This is a genomic window from uncultured Pseudoteredinibacter sp. (assembly GCF_947500695.1).
In the GTDB taxonomy this organism is placed as follows: Bacteria; Pseudomonadota; Gammaproteobacteria; order Pseudomonadales; family Cellvibrionaceae; genus Pseudoteredinibacter.
Genome location: NZ_CANMSS010000004.1, coordinates 92599 through 109423, shown reverse-complemented (window position 1 = coordinate 109423; position 16825 = coordinate 92599). Strand labels below are relative to the sequence as shown.

Sequence of the window (16825 nt, the reverse complement as noted above, 5' to 3'; positions counted from 1 at the left end):
TAGCCTTAGAGCTAAGCTTGCCAATTTTTTATGGGCCCATGAGCCCGATTGATTTAAAGCCGACAATAGCAATGGAGCAACAATGGCCGATTTTGCCATTATCTTAATCAGCACCATTCTGGTGAATAACTTTGTGCTGGTGCAATTTCTTGGATTGTGCCCGTTTATGGGGGTTTCCAATAAACTGGAAACCGCCATTGGCATGGGCGGCGCAACCACCTTCGTGCTGACCTTAGCCAGTATTTGCAGTTACTTAGTCAATAGCTATCTGTTGCAACCCTTTGGCTTAGAATATTTACGTACCATTGCTTTTATTTTGGTGATCGCTGTTGTTGTTCAGTTCGCCAAAATGTTCATCGAAAAAACCAGTCCTCTGCTCTATCGAGTTTTAGGGATCTTCTTACCCCTTATCACCACCAACTGCGCCGTATTGGGTGTGGCACTGCAAAACACCAACAAAGCCCATAACTTTTTTGAGTCTACAGTTTATGGTTTTGGCGCAGCCTTAGGTTTCTCTTTGGTGCTGGTGCTGTTTGCCGCCATGCGTGAGCGCTTAGCGGTTGCCGATGTACCCTTAGCATTTCAAGGCCCTGCCATTGCAATGATAACCGCTGGCTTGATGTCACTTGCCTTTATGGGCTTTGGAGGCCTGGTGTAAACCGGGAGCATCATGGATATCTCTAGCTTACATCCGCTTGTACTCGCGCTTCTGGTTCTCGGTGGCCTAGCATTAGTGTTCGGCGCCATCCTTGGTTTTGCCGCTGTGCGCTATAAAATCGAAGGCAATCCGATCGTTGATCAAATCGATAATCTATTGCCACAAACGCAGTGCGGCCAGTGTGGCCACCCTGGCTGTCGCCCTTATGCCGAAGGCATTGCCAACGGCGAAGAAATTAATAAATGCCCGCCAGGTGGACAAGATACAATTAATTCAATCGCCGACCTATTGGGCGTCGATGCCCCTGAGCTCGATGCCGAGCATGGCACGGAATCAGAATTGTCAACAGTCGCCTACATTCGTGAAGACGAGTGTATTGGCTGTACTAAGTGTATTCAGGCCTGCCCAATGGATGCCATTTTGGGCGCCGCAAAACAAATGCATACCGTCATTGCCGATGAGTGCACTGGCTGTGATCTCTGTGTAGAACCCTGCCCCGTTGATTGTATTGAAATGCGTGAAGTTGAAGTAACCATGCAAAACTGGAAGTGGCAATTACCCTCACCGCTCGCCGCAGTAAACTCCGACATCATTGCCAGTGACCGCCAAACGCCTCAAGAAACCAAGCAAGAGGATACGGCCGCATGAGTCAGTTGATTTACCCTTTACGCGGCGGCGTTCACCCACCAGAAAATAAGCAACAATCACTGCAATCACCATTGCGGCGTTTAGCTATTCCTGGGGAGTTGGTTTTTCCTTTAGCGCAGCATATCGGCGCACCAGCCAAAGCCGTGGTGGAAATTGGCGATCGCGTTTTAGCGGGCCAAATGATCGCCGAGCCAAATGGCCCATTCAGTGCTGCCATCCATGCCAGCACCTCAGGTACTGTCAGCGCCATTGAAGCCAGACCTATCCCACACGCCTCGGGATTGTGGGGCGACTGCATTGTTGTGGCGGCTGATGGCAAAGATGAAAGCATCGATTTTGTAGGCTGTGAAAACCCTTTTAAGATTGATCACGAATCCTTGATTGAAAAGATTCGCCATGCGGGTATTGCTGGAATGGGGGGCGCTGGTTTTCCGAGCGCCGTTAAATTAAACCCACCACCCAATAACAATATCGATACCTTGATTATCAATGGTACAGAGTGTGAGCCCTATATCACGGCTGACGATGTACTGATGCAAGAGCGCAGCGAAGATATTATTCGTGGCTGTACCTTGTTGGCACATATTTTAAACGGCCCCGATAGAATTTTAATCGGTGTTGAAGACAATAAGCCAAAGGCCATTGCTGCACTCGAGCAATCACTACTCAAACTCGCGGCGGAAGATCTGCCCGGCATTGATCGCGTTCAAGTTGTCAGCTTCCCTACCAAGTACCCTTCTGGTGGTGAGAAGCAGCTAATTCAAATTTTAACTGGCAAAGAAGTCCCCAGTGGTGGCCTGCCCGCACATATCGGCATTGTGGTTCAGAATGTTGGTACCACCGTTGCCATTTGGGAGGCCATCAAGCACGGCAAGCCATTGATCGAGAGAATCACCACCGTGGTGGGTGAAAGCCTCAAAGAGCAAGGCAACGCGATTGTAAAACTAGGCAGCCCGAGCCAATTTGTACTGGAGCAATTTGGCTTCCAAGAAAAATCCTGTGCTCGCCTTATCGCTGGTGGCCCCATGATGGGCTTTAGCCTGCCCGATAGCCGCGCCCCCATAGTGAAAACCAGTAACTGTTTATTGGTGCCCAGCCATCAAGAGATGCCAGATCCAGCTCCGGCACAAGCCTGTATTCGCTGCGGCCATTGCGCGGAAGCATGTCCCGCGGGTTTGCTACCACAGCAACTCTATTGGTATGCCCAAGCTAAAGAACACGACCGCCTCCTGGCCCATAATTTAATGGACTGTATTGAATGCGGCGCCTGCTCTTTTGTTTGCCCTAGTAGCATTCCATTGGTGCAGTACTACCGCGCTTCAAAAGGTGAAATTCGACAGGCTGAAATCGAAAAAGAGAAATCTGATCGATCTCGTCAGCGCTTTGAGTTTCGCCAAAAACGCATTGAACGCGCCGAAGCTGAAAAAGAAGCCAAGCGCCTCGCTCGCAAAAAAGCCGCCGAAGCCGCTAAGGCTAAGGCCGCCGCTAATGCAGGTGCTGCCAAAACCGCCCCTGCTGCAGACCCAGTGGCAGCAGCCATGGCGAGAGTGCAAGCGCAGCAGTCTGACCCAGCCGAGCAGCTGGCTAAGTTAGAGCGCGCCGTTAACAATGCACGCAATCGATTAAACAGCGCCGAAGAAAAATGGCAGCAGGCTGAGGGAGATCAAAAAGCCAAGCTCGAGTCTCGCTTTAAACAGGCGCAACTAAGACTGCAAGACGCGGAAAGCAAGCTGCACGATTTCAAGCAGCAGTCTGCAGGCCAAAACCCGGCTCCCTCAAATCCAACTTCGGCAAGCCCAACTACACCACTCAATATTGATAGTGACGATCCAATCGAAAGAGCCAAGGCCAAAGCTCAACAGCGCCTCAGCATGTCGCCGTTGGAAAAAGCGGAAAACAATTTGAGCAGCCTAAATGACAGGCTGAAAAAAGCACAAGAGAAGGCTAGCGAGGCCGATGACGATAAACGCGCGGCTATGGAAGCTGCTGTCGAAAAGCTGAAGCAGAAAAAAACCTCGCTCGAAAAAGAGATAGATGAGTTAAAAGCTCAGGCTCCGCTTAAAGAAAACACGGCCACAGCTGAAACCCCAGTAGATCCAAACAGTATTGACGACCCTATTGAGCGGGCAAAAGCAAAAGCTATGCAGAGACTCAATATGTCTCCTGCTGAAAAACTGCAAAATAGCCTGCAAGCTTTGCAAACAAGATTAGCAAAGGCCGAAGAAAAAGCGGCCTCTGCCGACGAAGACAGGCGCCCAGCCATGCAGGCGGCGGTCGAAAAGCTGCAAGAAAAAATCAAAACTGTCGAGCAGGAAATTACTGAGTTTAAGGCCCAGGAAGAACCTGCAAAGCCGGCCGAAAGTGCAAACGAGAGCTCTGGCATACCCCTTGATGCGGCCAGCGCGGCTATTGAAAAAGCCAAAGCTAAGGCCGCTGCTCAAGCTCAAATGAGCGACAGTGAAAAACATGCAGCACAGGTCGAATCGCTGCAGCAGCGCATTCAAAAAGCACAGCAGCGCCTAGATAAGGCTACTGAAGAAGGCAACGACAATGTGGATGCCTTCCGCCTTGGGCTAGAAAAGCTACAAGCCAAGCTTAAAGAATTGGAGTCTGAATAATGTCTTTTTTGCGCGCCAGTTCGCCACATGCCCACGCGGCCAATAACACCACTAAAGTAATGCAAACCGTGTTGCTGGCCACCCTTCCTGGCTTACTGGCTTTAACGGTGTTTTTTGGTCCGGGTAGCATTATCAATATATTGCTTGCCTTAATTTTTTGCTTGGCAGGTGAAGCACTAGTCTTACGCTTACGCAAACGCCCGTTAGGGTTTTATTTGCGTGATTACAGCGCGGCCGTTACCGCTGTGCTTTTGGGTCTAGCGCTACCGCCGTATTGCCCTTGGTGGGTAGTGATGGTAGCCAGTGTTAGCGCCATCATTATCGCCAAACAACTCTATGGCGGAATGGGTTATAACCCCTTTAACCCTGCCATGGTTGGATATGTTGTTGTACTTATCTCATTCCCTTTGCAAATGAGCCAATGGCCAAGCCCTGCCTCGCTGCTTGAGTCCCTACCCTCTATCAGTGCTAGTATAAGCCAGGTATTTACTGGCCAGGGTCTAGACGCTTACACCTCTGCGACGGCATTAGATATCGTCAAACAAAACAATAGCCAACTCATTAGCCAAGTTTACGCTGACAGTGATTTGTTACGCAGTGGCTCACTGGCCGGCGCTGGCTGGGAATGGGTAAACCTGGGCTTTTTAATGGGCGGCTTGTATTTGCTCTATAAAAAAGTGTTCACCTGGCATGCACCTGTGGCCATGTTGGCAAGCTTAAGCCTGTTCGCCCTGCTGGGCTATGATTCAGGCAGCTCCCAGTCAGGTGGCTCCCTAAGCTTGCATCTGTTTAGCGGCGCTACCATGTTAGGTGCCTTTTTTATTATTACCGACCCAGTTAGCTCAGCGGTATCCAATAAAGGCCGGCTTATTTTTGGTGCGGCCGTAGGCGCCCTAGTCTACTTAATTCGAGTATTGGGTAACTACCCTGATGCGGTGGCCTTTGCGGTTCTACTAATGAACTTTGCAGCGCCTTTTATCGACTACTATACCGTGCCGCGCAGCTACGGCCACGCCAAGCCACGTAAGGCCACGGAGAAACAAGAGCCATGACACTAGGTGATTCAATCAGCAAAAATGCCATTTTGCTGGGTGCCTTTGCGTTGCTGACGGCAGCGGTTTTAGCGGGCACCCACTTAATGACCAAAGACCGGATTGCAGCCGCGGAACGCAAAGCCGCAGAGCAAGCGCTATTAGAAATTATCGCCAGCCTGCCAGAAAAACATGACAACGACCTGTTAGCCGACAGCTTAGATATTCCTGCAAGCCTGCAGAAAACACTGCACTGGCAAGGCGATGAAAAAGTTTATTTGGCCAAGCGTTCTGGAAAAGTGATCGCCTATTTAATTCCCGCCATTGCCCCCGAGGGTTACAGCGGCGATATAAAATTGTTGATCGGCATTACGCCATCAGGAATGCTCAGTGGAGTTAGGGTATTGGCCCACAAAGAAACCCCCGGCCTAGGCGATAAAGTTGAAACTAAAAAAAGCGATTGGATCTTGAGCTTTACCGGCCGATCGTTAACGGCTGAGAACAGTTCGGCATGGGCCGTTAAAAAAGACGGCGGCGATTTTGATCAGTTTACTGGTGCTACCATTACGCCAAGAGCCGTAGTCAAACAAGTTAAACAATCTGTAGAAGCCTTTAATAGCTGGCTGTTAAAAAAGCCAAGCCATTTAACGCAACAGGAGCCTGCCAATGACTGATAAAAGCATTGATTACGCCGACATCAGTAAAAAAGGTTTGTGGGAAAACAACCCTGCCTTGGTGCAATTGTTGGGGCTATGCCCATTACTGGCCGTTACCGGCTCAGTAGTTAATGCGCTGGGTTTAGGTCTTGCCACTATGTTGGTACTGCTAGGGTCCAACATTAGCGTTTCATTGATTCGCCACGCAGTTAGCGACGCGATCCGCCTACCCGCCTTTGTGATGATTATCGCCTCGTTTACCACCGCAACCGAACTGTTGATGCAGGCCTTCACTTATGAGCTGTATCAAATTCTCGGTATCTTTATCCCATTGATTGTTACCAACTGCACCATACTTGGGCGTGCCGATGCATTTGCCAGTAAAAATGGTGTACTGGCTTCAACCGTTGATGCTGTCATGATGGGCTTAGGCTTTTTATTGGTTTTACTGGCACTGGGCGGTATCAGAGAGCTTTTGGGTGCCGGCACGCTGTTTGCCGGTATGGATCTGCTCTTAGGCCCCATGGCGGCCAATTGGGAGTTACAGCTAATGGGCAAGGATTACCCCGGCTTATTAGTAGCGCTGCTGCCACCTGGAGCCTTTATCGTGACGGGCTTCTTAATCGCTGCAAAGAATGCCATAGACCATCACCAGCAAGAAAAAGCCAAGGCCAAGCAAGCACCAGTCGTCGCCGGAAGTCGCCGTGTTCGCACAACTGGCCACATTAGCTAAACTGTTAACAGCACCTTTCAGCCAACTCTAGGCCTAAACTGAGGTAGCAAATCATCATGGCTGATGTAGACAAGAACCAGGAAAGCAACTTTAAGGGGCGACAGCCCCTCAGAGCCAATAGCAGACACCGCCGCAATGAGATTTTGCAGGCCACCTTGCGTCTTATTGCGAACGACGGCATCAGGGCTGTGCGCCATAGAGCCATTGCCAAGGAGGCTGACGTCCCACTGTCTGCCACTACCTATTATTTTAAAGACATCAACGATCTCATTAATGATGCCTTCGCGTTGTTTGCAGAGCAAAGCCAAGCCCGCAATTCTTGGTTACAGGAACAAACCCTAGCGGCCTACCAAAGTAGCCAAAGGACATTAAGCAGCGATCCTAGCGGACAGCAGATGAGAGCCGAACTTGCCCGCTCAGTTCCTACGCTAGTATTGGAGCATGTTCGACGCCAAGTTGAAGATACCCAAGCTAGACGCCTCGAACATGCCTTTTTAAATGAAACTCTCCACAATAGTGGCTTAGAAGCGCGTTATGAAAACCTGCGTAACGATGTCATTGCCGCGATCGAGGCCTTTTTGCAGCTGATCGGCAATGATTCAGCCACAGCAGATGCACATGCCCTACACGGCATTATTCAGTGGCTCGAGTATTTACTCGTAGTGGAGAACTGCGAAAGCAATTGGCAGCTGGCCGAGCTGACTATCGAACGACAGATACAGAGACTTTTTAACAATATCTAGGCTCAACAGCATCAAAAGCCTACAACCTCTAAACTCAATAGCCTCCATTCCCAACAAATTCTAAACTAAAGTCCTGCAAGCTCCGTGAGCGGTCAATTCCATAGTTTGAACGGCAGTAGCAAGCCAATAAATTGCGGCAAAGTTAACAGGCTCATTTCCCCTAACAGTGCTAAGATGTTATTAAGCAGTCGGCGTGGTGTGTCCGGCTTTATACGCTAAACGCTAGACAGGTTTTCTCGGATGGCCCCAGCAACACATCAATCTAATGCCATAAACTTCTCTTTTCATCTTGCCCTCGTGGCAAGCGCCGCTTTTGTATTTGCCAGTACTGCTAGCCAAGCACAAATTTATCGCTGGCAGGATGAATCCGGTAAGTTTCAATACAGCGATAAACCGAGGCCAGGAGCCAAACTGATCAAAGAGGCTGATAAAAAGCCCAAAGCTGAAGGCCTAGTCTCTTCTGAAGATGTTTTGCTCGCACTGCCTAATGACGTTGAGCCTCAAAAACCCGTCGACAACAGCGAAACCGAGCAGCCAAAGCTTAAAGATGAAGAGACGGAAGCGCCCCGTGCCGCCACTATCCAACAAGCGAATACCGCCATTGAAAATGAACGGATGAGTGAAGACGATCAGGCTCGATTAAAGGAGTTAAGTCGAAAGCATCGACGCTGCGCTAGCAGTCGCACTCGAATGAGCAAACTCGAGGCACAGTATCAGCAGCGTAAGCTGGAAGGTGCACCAGAGCAAACCCTGGATTACTTACAGCGCTCTGTTGAACGACAGAAAAAACTGGTCAGCCGCGATTGCAGCTAAACCTTTCGAGTTTTATTCAAGCCAGCTACTAGCTGGCTTTTAAACTAACAGCGCTGGACACCTCTTGGCCCAACGCTCAAATGGCTAAGCACTTATTTTACTATACCGGTTAAGCCAAAATATCTGTGGCTACTCGATAATTTGGATCTTCCAATACATTCACCTCGCATAAATTACCGGCATTCTTCAGCAATTTACGGCACTCTGGGCTGAGGTGTCGCAGATGCAAGGTTTTACCTTCTTTCTGATAACGTATTGCCAGCGCATCAAGTGCTTCAATCCCTGAGTGATCGCTGACACGGGAGCGCTTGAATTCAATAACAACATGCTCCGGGTCATTCTTGGGGTCAAACAACTCACGGAAGTGGCTGACTGAACCAAAAAATATCGGGCCACGCAAATCATAGACCTTGTAGCCATTCTCATCGGTATAAGTATCTACCATGATGTGCTTGGCGTGTTTCCAGGCGAACACTAGAGCCGAAACAATCACCCCGATAACCACCGCAATTGCCAGGTCGTAAACCACGGTTACAGCAGATACCAAGATCAGAATAAAGGCATCAGACGGTGGGATCTTGCGCATAATGCGCAAAGAAGACCATTCGAAGGTGCCTAACACCACCATAAACATAATCCCCACCAAAGCGGCCAGCGGGATCATTTCAATGTACTTTGCACCAAACAAAATAAAGGCCAGCAGCACTAATGCAGCGGTTATACCTGATAATCGACCACGACCGCCATTATTAATATTGATCATACTTTGACCAATCATGGCGCAGCCGCCCATACCACCGAAAACACCATTTACACTGTTGGCGATGCCTTGCCCCACACATTCACGGTTACCCTGACCACGAGTTTCGGTAATCTCGTCAATCAAGCTAAGGGTCAATAGCGATTCAATCAGGCCAATAGCGGCGATAATGCCCGCGTACGGCAGAATAATCCAAAGGGTTTCAAGGGTCATTGGTACTGCTGGAATGGCAAAGCTCGGCAACTCTCCTTTAAGGGTTGCAGTTGCTGCCTCATCGGCTGGCAGACTATCACGTACAAAATCAATCACGGAGCGTGCTTCAAGGTCCAGGCCAATCACAATCAGTGTTACCGCGATAATAGCGACGAGACCGGCTGGTACTGCGGTGGTTAGTTTAGGCAAGAAGTGTACAATCGCCATGGTTAGTGCAATTAAGCCCACCATGATCATCAGGGCGTTACCCTGCATCCACTCAAGGCCGTCGGCGCCCTGCACTTTAAATTGGCCCAGTTGCGCCAAGAAGATCACAATCGCTAGGCCATTTACAAAGCCCAGCATCACCGGATGGGGCACCATGCGGATAAATTTACCGAGCTTAAACACACCCGCTAGTATCTGGATAATACCGGCCAACAGCACTGCGGCGAATAAGTATTGCACACCATGCTGAGCAACCAGAGAGACCATCACAACAGCCGTGGCCCCGGTGGCACCAGAAATCATGCCAGGGCGACCGCCAAATACTGCCGTTAGCAAACCCATCATAAAGGCTGCGTATAGACCTACCATCGGCTCTACGCCTGCCACAAAGGCGAAGGCAACCGCTTCTGGCACCAACGCCAGTGCTACAGTGGTGCCGGATAGAACATCGTTCTTAATATTGTATTGATTCGCCTTCTCGTGAATCAGATTAAACATGTGAGCCTCGAAATCTATGGGTGCAGGGCTTGGGTGTCCGAATATGAAGCAACTAGCAGCGATTCACATTAGAGGACAGCTAAATGACCAAGGAATGCCATACAGCATAGCTTAGGTTGAAAAAGGTGCAGGATTCTAACAGGTTTTGCGGGTGCAACCAATGCGCGAGGTAATACCGCATCGCGCCGTAACTCAATAAGTCGAGCGCAAACGGGGCCTATAAAAGGGAATAAGGTATTGCTTTGTGGCTTAACAAGGCCAACTTTATGATCAGGCCTCAATCAGCCATGCGACTACTGCAGCCCGCGTTTACCCAACAGCTGAATGGCATAGCCGTCTGGGTCTTGGCAAAAGGCCAGAATAGACGTGCCTGCGGTCATGGGACCGGCTTCTCGAGTGATATCACCACCCGCAGCGCGGATCTGCTCACAGGCATCGTAGACATCGTCCACCTCAATAGCGATATGACCATAGGCATTGCCATGATCGTAGTTGGCCTCGCTCCAGTTATAGGTGAGCTCTAAAACGGTGTTATCAGATTCGTCACCATAGCCGAGAAAAGCCAGGGTAAACTCCCCTTCAGGATACTCCTGCAGGCGCAGTAACTGCATATTCATGACTTTGGTATAGAATGCTATCGAGCGCTCAAGATTGGCAACTCGTAGCATAGTGTGCATCAAACGCATAGCCCGCTTCTCGTAACAGATCTTCTTTGTCATTTTATCGGCCCAGTTACTTTGCCAACTCTCTAACTGGGAGGCCGACTATGCGCCAGAGTTTTTGGCAGGTCAAGAGGCTTTCAATCAGAACTAGATTCTGATCAACAAAGCACTCTTGAGCCATAAACTCCAGTTAATTTGTCTGAAAAAACAATTAGTAAAATGAATAGAACTGATCAAAAACCCAGTACAACCTTAAACTTTGGCTTTTTGTGTTTGCCATAGTGCTTGGGGCGATAATAATGTGTCACGCTATGACTACCGTTGCCGTAACTTATATAAGCTGGTTGATGATTCCTGTAACTACCTTGGCGCTGCTGACAATAGCGATGATCAGACAAATGGTAATGTTGCCCCTCATGCCAATGACCTTGGTGATAGCCGCTGTAATGGCGATGATAACGCTTGTTCTTGTGATGCCTGTTTTTATTTCCATGGCGCTTATGCTGACTGAGCTTTATACCCGTATGCTTAATGGTAGGAGCCGCATAATATAGCTTTTTACTGCTGTGCTTGTTTTTGTGAGTCTTATTGTGACTGTATTTATGAGAGTCGCCGTGTGAGTGACTATGAGAGCGCTTATGTGAGTCGCTATGAGAATGACCATAAGAATTATAATCTTCATGAGCAAGGCCATGACTGCCATAACTCAATAACAATATAGCGCCAAACAGTGATGCGATTAGACGTTGCATAAAAGCCTCCTGAGACTAACGCTAAACGATACCACTTGAAAGCTACAGCACAAACATGAACTTGACCTTAAGCAATCGCTCATCGCAGACTAGGAAGTAAATAATGATGCCAGAGCTAGATATATGGTCTTACCGATTGATACGCCACGGCTGAGCGCCTACTTTTTTGTGGAAAACGCCAGTGACTTTATAGAATTTATGCACAGTGCGTTTGGTGCTGAAGAACTGGGCAGAGAGTGCAGCAATGGGCGCCTGTTAAATGCCCAGTTGCGTATTATCGACTGCACCTTTATGGTGAGCGAGGCTGCACAAATAGGCCCCTTGCAAAGCAGCCATTATTTATATGTAGATGATGTCGACCAAGCTCTCAAAAGCGCATGCCAGGCAGGCGCCGAATGTTTGTTTGAGGCCCAAGATATGCCCTATGGTGATAGGCAAGCTGGTGTAAAAGATCCATTTGGTAATTATTGGTGGATATCAAAACGGCTGAGCGATGAGCCTTACTACTAAGTAGCAAAATGAAAAACACTGGTGCTCTAAGCTTCAACACCAAAAGCCAGAAATACACCCACCATACAAAAGAGATTAATGAACATAATGATAGAGCTGCCTAATTTACCAATGGCAACCGAACGCTTAACAATACGTCAAGCAACTCTCGATGATGCCCGGTTTTTTTTAGAACTGATGACCTCTAAAGGCTGGCTTGAAAATATTGGCGATCGAGGAATCTACCAATTAAGTGATGCCCAAGCCCATATACAGAACAATGTGCATCAATCTTATCTTGAAAACGGTTTTGGCATGTATGTCGTATGTGATTGCAACAATAAAGCCATTGGCAGTGTCGGTTTTATTGACCGCCCTACTCTTGAGCATGTTGATATAGGCTATGCGTTTCTAGCCGATGCTGGAGGCAAAGGCTATGCTATTGAAGCCTGCCGCGCTATTTATCAATTTGGTGTAGAGCAGTTGAAGATCAAACCTATTGTTGCTATCACATCACCCCACAATGTTCGCTCTGGAAACATATTGCTTAAACTGGGATTTCAACGCAGCGATGATATTTGCCTTTCCGACAGCGGCGAAACCGTGCATTATTATATTGATCCGCAGCACCCTTTGTTTAAAAGATAAGTCAAAAGAATATGCCAAAGAATTTTAACCCTTCGCAATTGCCCCATGCTCATATGAGCGCCATCAACAATGTTGAAGTGCCCCATGTGAATCATCTTGAGCAAAACGAGTTCCAACAATTACTACAACAGGCGGATTATTGCGATTGTATCTTTGATGATGACGATGAAATCTTTGGCTTTCTGATTGGCTTTCACAAAGACAACACAAATTATCAAAGCTTTAACTTTCAGTGGTTACAACAACATTGCGATAATTTTCTCTATGTTGATCGCATTATTGTAGCACCTTGGGCCCGTAGCCAAGGGATAGGGAAACGCTTATACAACAATGCCGCGCAATGGTGTAAGCAGCAGGGAATTGATAATGTGGTGTGTGAAGTAAACCATTCTCCACCAAACCCTAACTCACACTTGTTTCATCAAGCCTTGGGGTTTTCTGCATTAGAGAATGTGAAACATCCAGAAGGGAAAACAGTGACCATGTACCAATGGTCACTGTAATTGCAAGATTACTGCAAAGAATAATACTCAGCAACTTGCTTGCTCTGTTCGTCGTTAAGCTCTCCAGCAATCACTTCCATAATTGGGTGTTTGCGTTGACCACTACGAAAATCGCGAAGCTGTTTCAATAAATAGCCAGCCTTTTGACCGGCAAGGTTAGGCCATAACTGATTAACAGTTATGCCTTGCATGCCATGACAGGACACACAGCGAGCTCGAACATGGGCACCTGGCAGCTCTTTTTTAGAGCCGATTGCTTTTGCGCGTTTTTTAGAAGCAAAGTGCTTTGCCACAGCGTCAATTTGCTCGTCGCTCAAAGCTTGTACAAAAGGCATCATCGTCGGCACGATTCGTTCACCATCACGAATCGCTCGTACTTTACTGGCGATATAGCCGGCCTTTTGACCCGCTAAATTTGGCCAAAGATCATTACTGGATCGACCATCAACACCATGACATGAGCTGCACTGCTGCACCTGCGCCGTAATATCCACCGCCGACACATTCACACTCAGAAACAAGGCAGCCAAAGAAAGTGCTGCACGCTTACACACGGAATAAATCATAATTATTTACTCTTTTCGCCGTTGCCGATAAACGACATCTTATTTTAATGGTTGCTCAGGCAGTTCTGTAATGATGCCTTTGGCTAGCATATCTTTCAGCAATTGCTTTCTAAACTCGAAGGCCTCGAACAAGGGTTCTTGTCGTAATTTCGCTACTTCAGCGACGGTATAAGGCTTAAAGTTTTTCGGCAATGTTTCGCCAGAGATATTCAAGACAATCCAATTCAAAACTTCAGTCAGCTGCTCATCATCCAAGGCGGCATTGGCCGAGCCTGGAACTTGCACTAGGTAATCGCGACCAGCTTGAAACTTTAGAAAGTTACCCACAAAATTGTTCATATGGGGAACCGCTTTGCGTCCCTCACCGGCAGGGCCATGACAGCCGCGGCAAAACATTTTGTAGTTAAACTCGGCGCGCTTTTCACGTTGCTCTGCACTTAGATCGGCAGCCGTCACCTGGCCAGCTCCTAAGAAACCGGCCACTAAGACTAGCGACAATGCAAAAGCAGTTGTTAGGCTATTGCTCATAGTCTTAACTCCAAGCCTTATTGCTCAAAGGCCAAGCCCACAACAATCGCCGTGGAGCAGTGATAGACCGAGCTATTTGCACCCAAGCACCAGTTCACATCGTTGGATTTATCGGCGCGATACAGCGGGCGATCGCCTTCATCACGTTGGCACAAACAACTGCCACATTGAGTAGTACCACAGCAATCGTTATAAGAGATAACGTAATTGCGACCATCGACAGGATTACGACAAGTACCAATCCAAGTGATCGGCGACATTTCAGTACCCGGTGGGCAAGTGTTATAGGTACCGCCACAACACTCACACAAGAAACCGTCTACCGCACAGTAACGCCAGTAATCACAGCTTGCTGGATCACCAGCTTCACTGTCCTGGGGCAGGCGATTATCCTGTGGAAGTTTTTGACCGCCATCAGCAGCACGTGCTACCGGCAAAAGTGGGATGCTGCCCGCACCTACCAATGCAGCACCTAAACCTCGAATAAAGCCGCGTCGAGAGCCCTTTTGAGCTGCACCGCGAGCTGTTTTTTCAAATAACTTATCGAACAGGGACATTGATCAGGCCTCTTCTTTGTTTTGTTCTTTGTACTTTTCTTTTGCTTTAGGTCTTACAGAGCGCTTAGCGCCCTGCCATATATTCTTGTATAGAAGCCACTTCACGTTCTTTGGCTTCAAACAAACTATCTAAATGCTCACGAGAATTCACAATCCCCATAGAGGCAACATTACCCTGCTCATCAATTAAGACCGCATAGGGAAGCTTTGCGACACCGTAGGTCTTACCCAAGAGCTCAGAAACGATATAGGGAAAACCGCCTAAATCCTGCGCCTTTGCAAAGGCTTGGTGATCGTGCTGCTTACCATCACTGGCCAACACCAAATCCAACCACTTAGACTCTGCCGACGCTGCAGAGCGCAAGGCAGGCAAAAGCGTTTTACAAATTGGGCAATCTGGAGAAACCCAGAAAATCAGCTGGGACTTATCACGCTGACCACCAATATTCACCATTTGATTGGCCAAGGCCTGCAAAGATAACTCTGGAGCCTTTTGCCCAACTTCGAGCTTCTGGTTCATTGCTAAGGCGCCTGCTGGAGCGACACGCTCATACAAAACACCGATTTGACGAATCAAGGCATAATTAATAATTGCCATTACGATCAGACCGATCCAAAGGGCAATATTTGACACGACGAGAAATTCCATTAACGAGACCTCATTGCTTCTATGCGCTGGAAATTGGCCAATAAACCTTCCCAGCAGCTGTAAGCCAAACTAAATACGATAGCCAGTGCCAGCGACAACCACAGCTCAGCACCTAATACATAGGGCTCGCTCGCAGCAAACAGTGCAAGCGTAGCCAATACCACATTACGCCATAACAAGGCCGGGCTGATTTTTAAACCAGCCGCAGGGCCGGCGCAGCCGCAATCCATGTCGCGCTTACCCTGAAACCACTGGGCGGCCAATAAAGCTCCATACGCCAGCATCAAGGCCGCACAAGCTACGGCCGCGATGCTTTTACTAACGGGCAACAATAAAGCCAGTGCGATTGCTATTTCGATACCGGCAATCAACCGTACCGCCGCAATCGATTGCAGAGCTTGCGGCACATAGGCGTAATCTTGCATCAGCGCTTGGTAGTAAAGCTGGTTATCGGGCATCAATTTATGTTTGGCGGCATGCAATAGCAGCCAAACAAAAAACAGCGCAACCGCTTGGGCAAGTAAACTAGTTAACATCAGTAAGCCTTATGAACCAACAGTGGCGTAACGTTACCAAAATCAGAAATGGTCTGAATTAGCTTGCCGTCTTTTGGATCAATAATGTCCAAGTTTAAGTCGCCATTGGTAACCACTAGTTTAGGTTCTTTGCCGCGAGTAACGGCAATAGAAATTCCCCAGCCAGGCAGGGCCAATTTTCGCAAACGCTTTTTATTTTTTACATCGATCACCCACACATGGCTACCGCCATGGGTCTGAGTACCATCGGCTCCATTTTCGTGGGCAATCATGTACATCAAGCCTTGCTCGTCCTTGTCGTTGAGCCCAAGGCCGCCTGGACGCCAATTAGTTTTGCGCTCTTCTGGGGTAATAAGATCCCAAGTTTCAACAAACTTGGCCACATCACCGCGCAGGTCAATGGTATGCATTTTTCCAGCAAAGCCAGGGAAATAGGCCATACCATCGATAATCGCTGGACGCTCAAAGATTGGGGTTTTATCTGTATCAAAGAAAGGCTTGATGCGATGCTGCGCCGACTTCTTACCGTTTTTATCTAAAACAGTGGTTAACAAGCCACCGTTGCTACATAAAGACGTCACACTGCGCTCACCAGTTGGATAAGTCAGCACACAGCCTGGTGTACCAATAACATCCACAACTTCGCGCTTATCTAAATCTACTACCGAGAAAGAGGCCGCTGGGCTGAAGTTGGCTACATAAAGAAAACGCTCGTCTTTAGACAGCCCCATTGAGTAACGCTCAGGCAAAGCCGTCAAACGAGTGGCATCTTTCCAAACAATTTCTTTTAGAATTTTGAAAGTCGTTTTGTCATAGATGGCCAAAACATCTTCACGGGGCCCACGGGAGCCGCGTGCATGGAATGACTCCATGATATAAAACTCATCGCGCTTTTGAGCGGCTTTAAAATTACCCAATAGATTTTTATCGGCAATTGCTTTGATGCGCTTGGCCGGGCGCTCTTCCATAACATCAAGAACGATAACCTTTCCGCCAAACATACTGAAGAATGCCGCCTCATCAACATACATCCAGCTTTCTGGCATGTTTTTGGGTAAGCTGCGAATGGCGCCAGTTTCTTCAATCGGCAATGGGGGTAAATCGGGACGCGTTGCGGCCTTTTGTTCTTGCTTAGCAGCCGCCAAGGCGAGAGAAGAAAGCAAAACAGAAGATGCCAAAACGCTGCAGGCGCCTAGGCGAAGCGCACTCCTTAGAGATTTCATAATCGTTTCCACGGCTTTTATCGTTTATTATTCGCTAATGATTCTCGCGATACCATCAGCATCATACCCCATAACATACCGTCATGGGATAACTTCATCTAGTCTGTAAGTGAAAGACAAACTTGTCTGACGGC

General features: G+C 48.2%; 20 protein-coding genes. 11 read left to right on the top strand and 9 right to left on the bottom strand.

The window, feature by feature from the left end; all coding sequences use genetic code 11:
• Positions 1–82 precede the first annotated feature (82 nt).
• The 8 genes from rsxA (at position 83) to Q1A08_RS09100 (ending at position 7900) form a co-directional block, all read left to right on the top strand.
• Positions 83–658, top strand: a complete 576-nt coding sequence (gene rsxA / locus Q1A08_RS09135) for an electron transport complex subunit RsxA (RefSeq protein ID WP_299772076.1) — start codon at positions 83–85, stop codon at positions 656–658.
• A 9-nt stretch (positions 659–667) separates the two neighbouring features.
• A complete protein-coding gene (rsxB, locus tag Q1A08_RS09130; protein WP_299772604.1) occupies positions 668–1306 on the top strand; it encodes an electron transport complex subunit RsxB in 639 nt (212 codons plus the stop codon).
• Positions 1303–3924, top strand: a complete 2622-nt coding sequence (gene rsxC, locus Q1A08_RS09125) for an electron transport complex subunit RsxC (protein ID WP_299772074.1) — start codon at positions 1303–1305, stop codon at positions 3922–3924. The genes rsxB and rsxC overlap by 4 nt, the downstream gene beginning before the upstream one ends.
• Positions 3924–4976: an electron transport complex subunit RsxD gene (gene rsxD / locus Q1A08_RS09120; RefSeq protein ID WP_299772072.1), complete on the top strand. Its 1053-nt coding sequence runs from the start codon at positions 3924–3926 to the stop codon at positions 4974–4976. Before rsxC ends, rsxD begins: the two co-directional genes overlap by 1 nt.
• The gene (gene rsxG / locus Q1A08_RS09115; RefSeq protein WP_299772071.1) at positions 4973–5629 is read left to right on the top strand and encodes an electron transport complex subunit RsxG; all 657 of its coding nucleotides are present in this window, start codon (positions 4973–4975) and stop codon (positions 5627–5629) included. The genes rsxD and rsxG overlap by 4 nt, the downstream gene beginning before the upstream one ends.
• Positions 5622–6344 (top strand): electron transport complex subunit E, encoded by a 723-nt coding sequence (locus Q1A08_RS09110; RefSeq protein ID WP_299772069.1) that lies wholly within the window; start codon positions 5622–5624, stop codon positions 6342–6344. Before rsxG ends, Q1A08_RS09110 begins: the two co-directional genes overlap by 8 nt.
• Before the next feature lie 56 nt (positions 6345–6400).
• Positions 6401–7087, top strand: coding sequence for a TetR family transcriptional regulator (locus Q1A08_RS09105; protein WP_299772067.1), 687 nt, complete (start codon positions 6401–6403; stop codon positions 7085–7087).
• Between the two features lie 240 nt (positions 7088–7327).
• A complete protein-coding gene (locus tag Q1A08_RS09100) occupies positions 7328–7900 on the top strand; it encodes a DUF4124 domain-containing protein (protein WP_299772065.1) in 573 nt (190 codons plus the stop codon).
• Between the two features lie 109 nt (positions 7901–8009).
• Here Q1A08_RS09100 and Q1A08_RS09095 read toward each other — a convergent pair whose 3' ends face one another.
• The 3 genes from Q1A08_RS09095 to Q1A08_RS09085 all read right to left on the bottom strand — a co-directional run bounded on the left by Q1A08_RS09095 (position 8010) and on the right by Q1A08_RS09085 (position 10992).
• Complete coding sequence (locus Q1A08_RS09095; RefSeq protein WP_299772063.1) at positions 8010–9578, bottom strand: SulP family inorganic anion transporter; 1569 nt, start codon at positions 9576–9578, stop codon at positions 8010–8012.
• A 293-nt stretch (positions 9579–9871) separates the two neighbouring features.
• Entirely contained in the window at positions 9872–10264 is a 393-nt protein-coding gene (gloA, locus tag Q1A08_RS09090; RefSeq protein WP_363323522.1) for a lactoylglutathione lyase, read from the bottom strand.
• A gap of 209 nt (positions 10265–10473) precedes the next feature.
• Entirely contained in the window at positions 10474–10992 is a 519-nt protein-coding gene (locus Q1A08_RS09085) for a hypothetical protein (protein WP_299772060.1), read from the bottom strand.
• Positions 10993–11115: 123 nt separating this feature from the next.
• Between Q1A08_RS09085 and Q1A08_RS09080 the strand changes: the two genes are divergently transcribed.
• The 3 genes from Q1A08_RS09080 (at position 11116) to Q1A08_RS09070 (ending at position 12632) form a co-directional block, all read left to right on the top strand.
• The gene (locus Q1A08_RS09080) at positions 11116–11502 is read left to right on the top strand and encodes a VOC family protein (RefSeq protein WP_299772058.1); all 387 of its coding nucleotides are present in this window, start codon (positions 11116–11118) and stop codon (positions 11500–11502) included.
• Positions 11503–11580: 78 nt separating this feature from the next.
• Entirely contained in the window at positions 11581–12129 is a 549-nt protein-coding gene (locus Q1A08_RS09075) for a GNAT family N-acetyltransferase (RefSeq protein WP_299772056.1), read from the top strand.
• 11 nt (positions 12130–12140) lie between these two features.
• Positions 12141–12632, top strand: a complete 492-nt coding sequence (locus Q1A08_RS09070) for a GNAT family N-acetyltransferase (protein WP_299772054.1) — start codon at positions 12141–12143, stop codon at positions 12630–12632.
• A gap of 8 nt (positions 12633–12640) precedes the next feature.
• Here Q1A08_RS09070 and Q1A08_RS09065 read toward each other — a convergent pair whose 3' ends face one another.
• The 6 genes from Q1A08_RS09065 to Q1A08_RS09040 form a co-directional block, all read right to left on the bottom strand.
• A complete protein-coding gene (locus Q1A08_RS09065) occupies positions 12641–13198 on the bottom strand; it encodes a c-type cytochrome (RefSeq protein WP_299772052.1) in 558 nt (185 codons plus the stop codon).
• Between the two features lie 39 nt (positions 13199–13237).
• Positions 13238–13726: a cytochrome c, class I gene (locus tag Q1A08_RS09060; protein ID WP_299772050.1), complete on the bottom strand. Its 489-nt coding sequence runs from the start codon at positions 13724–13726 to the stop codon at positions 13238–13240.
• 17 nt (positions 13727–13743) lie between these two features.
• Positions 13744–14283 carry a methylamine dehydrogenase light chain gene (locus tag Q1A08_RS09055; RefSeq protein WP_299772048.1) on the bottom strand — a complete coding sequence of 180 codons (540 nt, stop codon included), beginning with the start codon at positions 14281–14283 and terminating at the stop codon, positions 13744–13746.
• Positions 14284–14347: 64 nt separating this feature from the next.
• Positions 14348–14917 (bottom strand): redoxin domain-containing protein, encoded by a 570-nt coding sequence (locus tag Q1A08_RS09050; RefSeq protein WP_299772046.1) that lies wholly within the window; start codon positions 14915–14917, stop codon positions 14348–14350.
• A gap of 14 nt (positions 14918–14931) precedes the next feature.
• A complete protein-coding gene (locus Q1A08_RS09045; protein WP_299772044.1) occupies positions 14932–15468 on the bottom strand; it encodes a MauE/DoxX family redox-associated membrane protein in 537 nt (178 codons plus the stop codon).
• Positions 15468–16691 (bottom strand): amine dehydrogenase large subunit, encoded by a 1224-nt coding sequence (locus tag Q1A08_RS09040; RefSeq protein ID WP_299772042.1) that lies wholly within the window; start codon positions 16689–16691, stop codon positions 15468–15470. The genes Q1A08_RS09045 and Q1A08_RS09040 overlap by 1 nt, the downstream gene beginning before the upstream one ends.
• Positions 16692–16825 lie beyond the last annotated feature (134 nt).

What these genes read in the sequence shown, in the direction of transcription:
- rsxA (WP_299772076.1), top strand. Translation starts at nt 83, where the DNA reads ATGGCCGATTTTGCCATTATCTTAATCAGCACCATTCTGGTGAATAAC.
- rsxC (WP_299772074.1), top strand. Translation starts at nt 1,303, where the DNA reads ATGAGTCAGTTGATTTACCCTTTACGCGGCGGCGTTCACCCACCAGAA.
- rsxD (WP_299772072.1), top strand. Translation starts at nt 3,924, where the DNA reads ATGTCTTTTTTGCGCGCCAGTTCGCCACATGCCCACGCGGCCAATAAC.
- rsxG (WP_299772071.1), top strand. Translation starts at nt 4,973, where the DNA reads ATGACACTAGGTGATTCAATCAGCAAAAATGCCATTTTGCTGGGTGCC.
- Q1A08_RS09110 (WP_299772069.1), top strand. Translation starts at nt 5,622, where the DNA reads ATGACTGATAAAAGCATTGATTACGCCGACATCAGTAAAAAAGGTTTG.
- Q1A08_RS09105 (WP_299772067.1), top strand. Translation starts at nt 6,401, where the DNA reads ATGGCTGATGTAGACAAGAACCAGGAAAGCAACTTTAAGGGGCGACAG.
- Q1A08_RS09100 (WP_299772065.1), top strand. Translation starts at nt 7,328, where the DNA reads ATGGCCCCAGCAACACATCAATCTAATGCCATAAACTTCTCTTTTCAT.
- Q1A08_RS09095 (WP_299772063.1), bottom strand. Translation starts at nt 9,578, where the DNA reads ATGTTTAATCTGATTCACGAGAAGGCGAATCAATACAATATTAAGAAC.
- gloA (WP_363323522.1), bottom strand. Translation starts at nt 10,264, where the DNA reads ATGCGTTTGATGCACACTATGCTACGAGTTGCCAATCTTGAGCGCTCG.
- Q1A08_RS09085 (WP_299772060.1), bottom strand. Translation starts at nt 10,992, where the DNA reads ATGCAACGTCTAATCGCATCACTGTTTGGCGCTATATTGTTATTGAGT.
- Q1A08_RS09080 (WP_299772058.1), top strand. Translation starts at nt 11,116, where the DNA reads ATGGTCTTACCGATTGATACGCCACGGCTGAGCGCCTACTTTTTTGTG.
- Q1A08_RS09075 (WP_299772056.1), top strand. Translation starts at nt 11,581, where the DNA reads ATGAACATAATGATAGAGCTGCCTAATTTACCAATGGCAACCGAACGC.
- Q1A08_RS09070 (WP_299772054.1), top strand. Translation starts at nt 12,141, where the DNA reads ATGCCAAAGAATTTTAACCCTTCGCAATTGCCCCATGCTCATATGAGC.
- Q1A08_RS09065 (WP_299772052.1), bottom strand. Translation starts at nt 13,198, where the DNA reads ATGATTTATTCCGTGTGTAAGCGTGCAGCACTTTCTTTGGCTGCCTTG.
- Q1A08_RS09060 (WP_299772050.1), bottom strand. Translation starts at nt 13,726, where the DNA reads ATGAGCAATAGCCTAACAACTGCTTTTGCATTGTCGCTAGTCTTAGTG.
- Q1A08_RS09055 (WP_299772048.1), bottom strand. Translation starts at nt 14,283, where the DNA reads ATGTCCCTGTTCGATAAGTTATTTGAAAAAACAGCTCGCGGTGCAGCT.
- Q1A08_RS09045 (WP_299772044.1), bottom strand. Translation starts at nt 15,468, where the DNA reads ATGTTAACTAGTTTACTTGCCCAAGCGGTTGCGCTGTTTTTTGTTTGG.
- Q1A08_RS09040 (WP_299772042.1), bottom strand. Translation starts at nt 16,691, where the DNA reads ATGAAATCTCTAAGGAGTGCGCTTCGCCTAGGCGCCTGCAGCGTTTTG.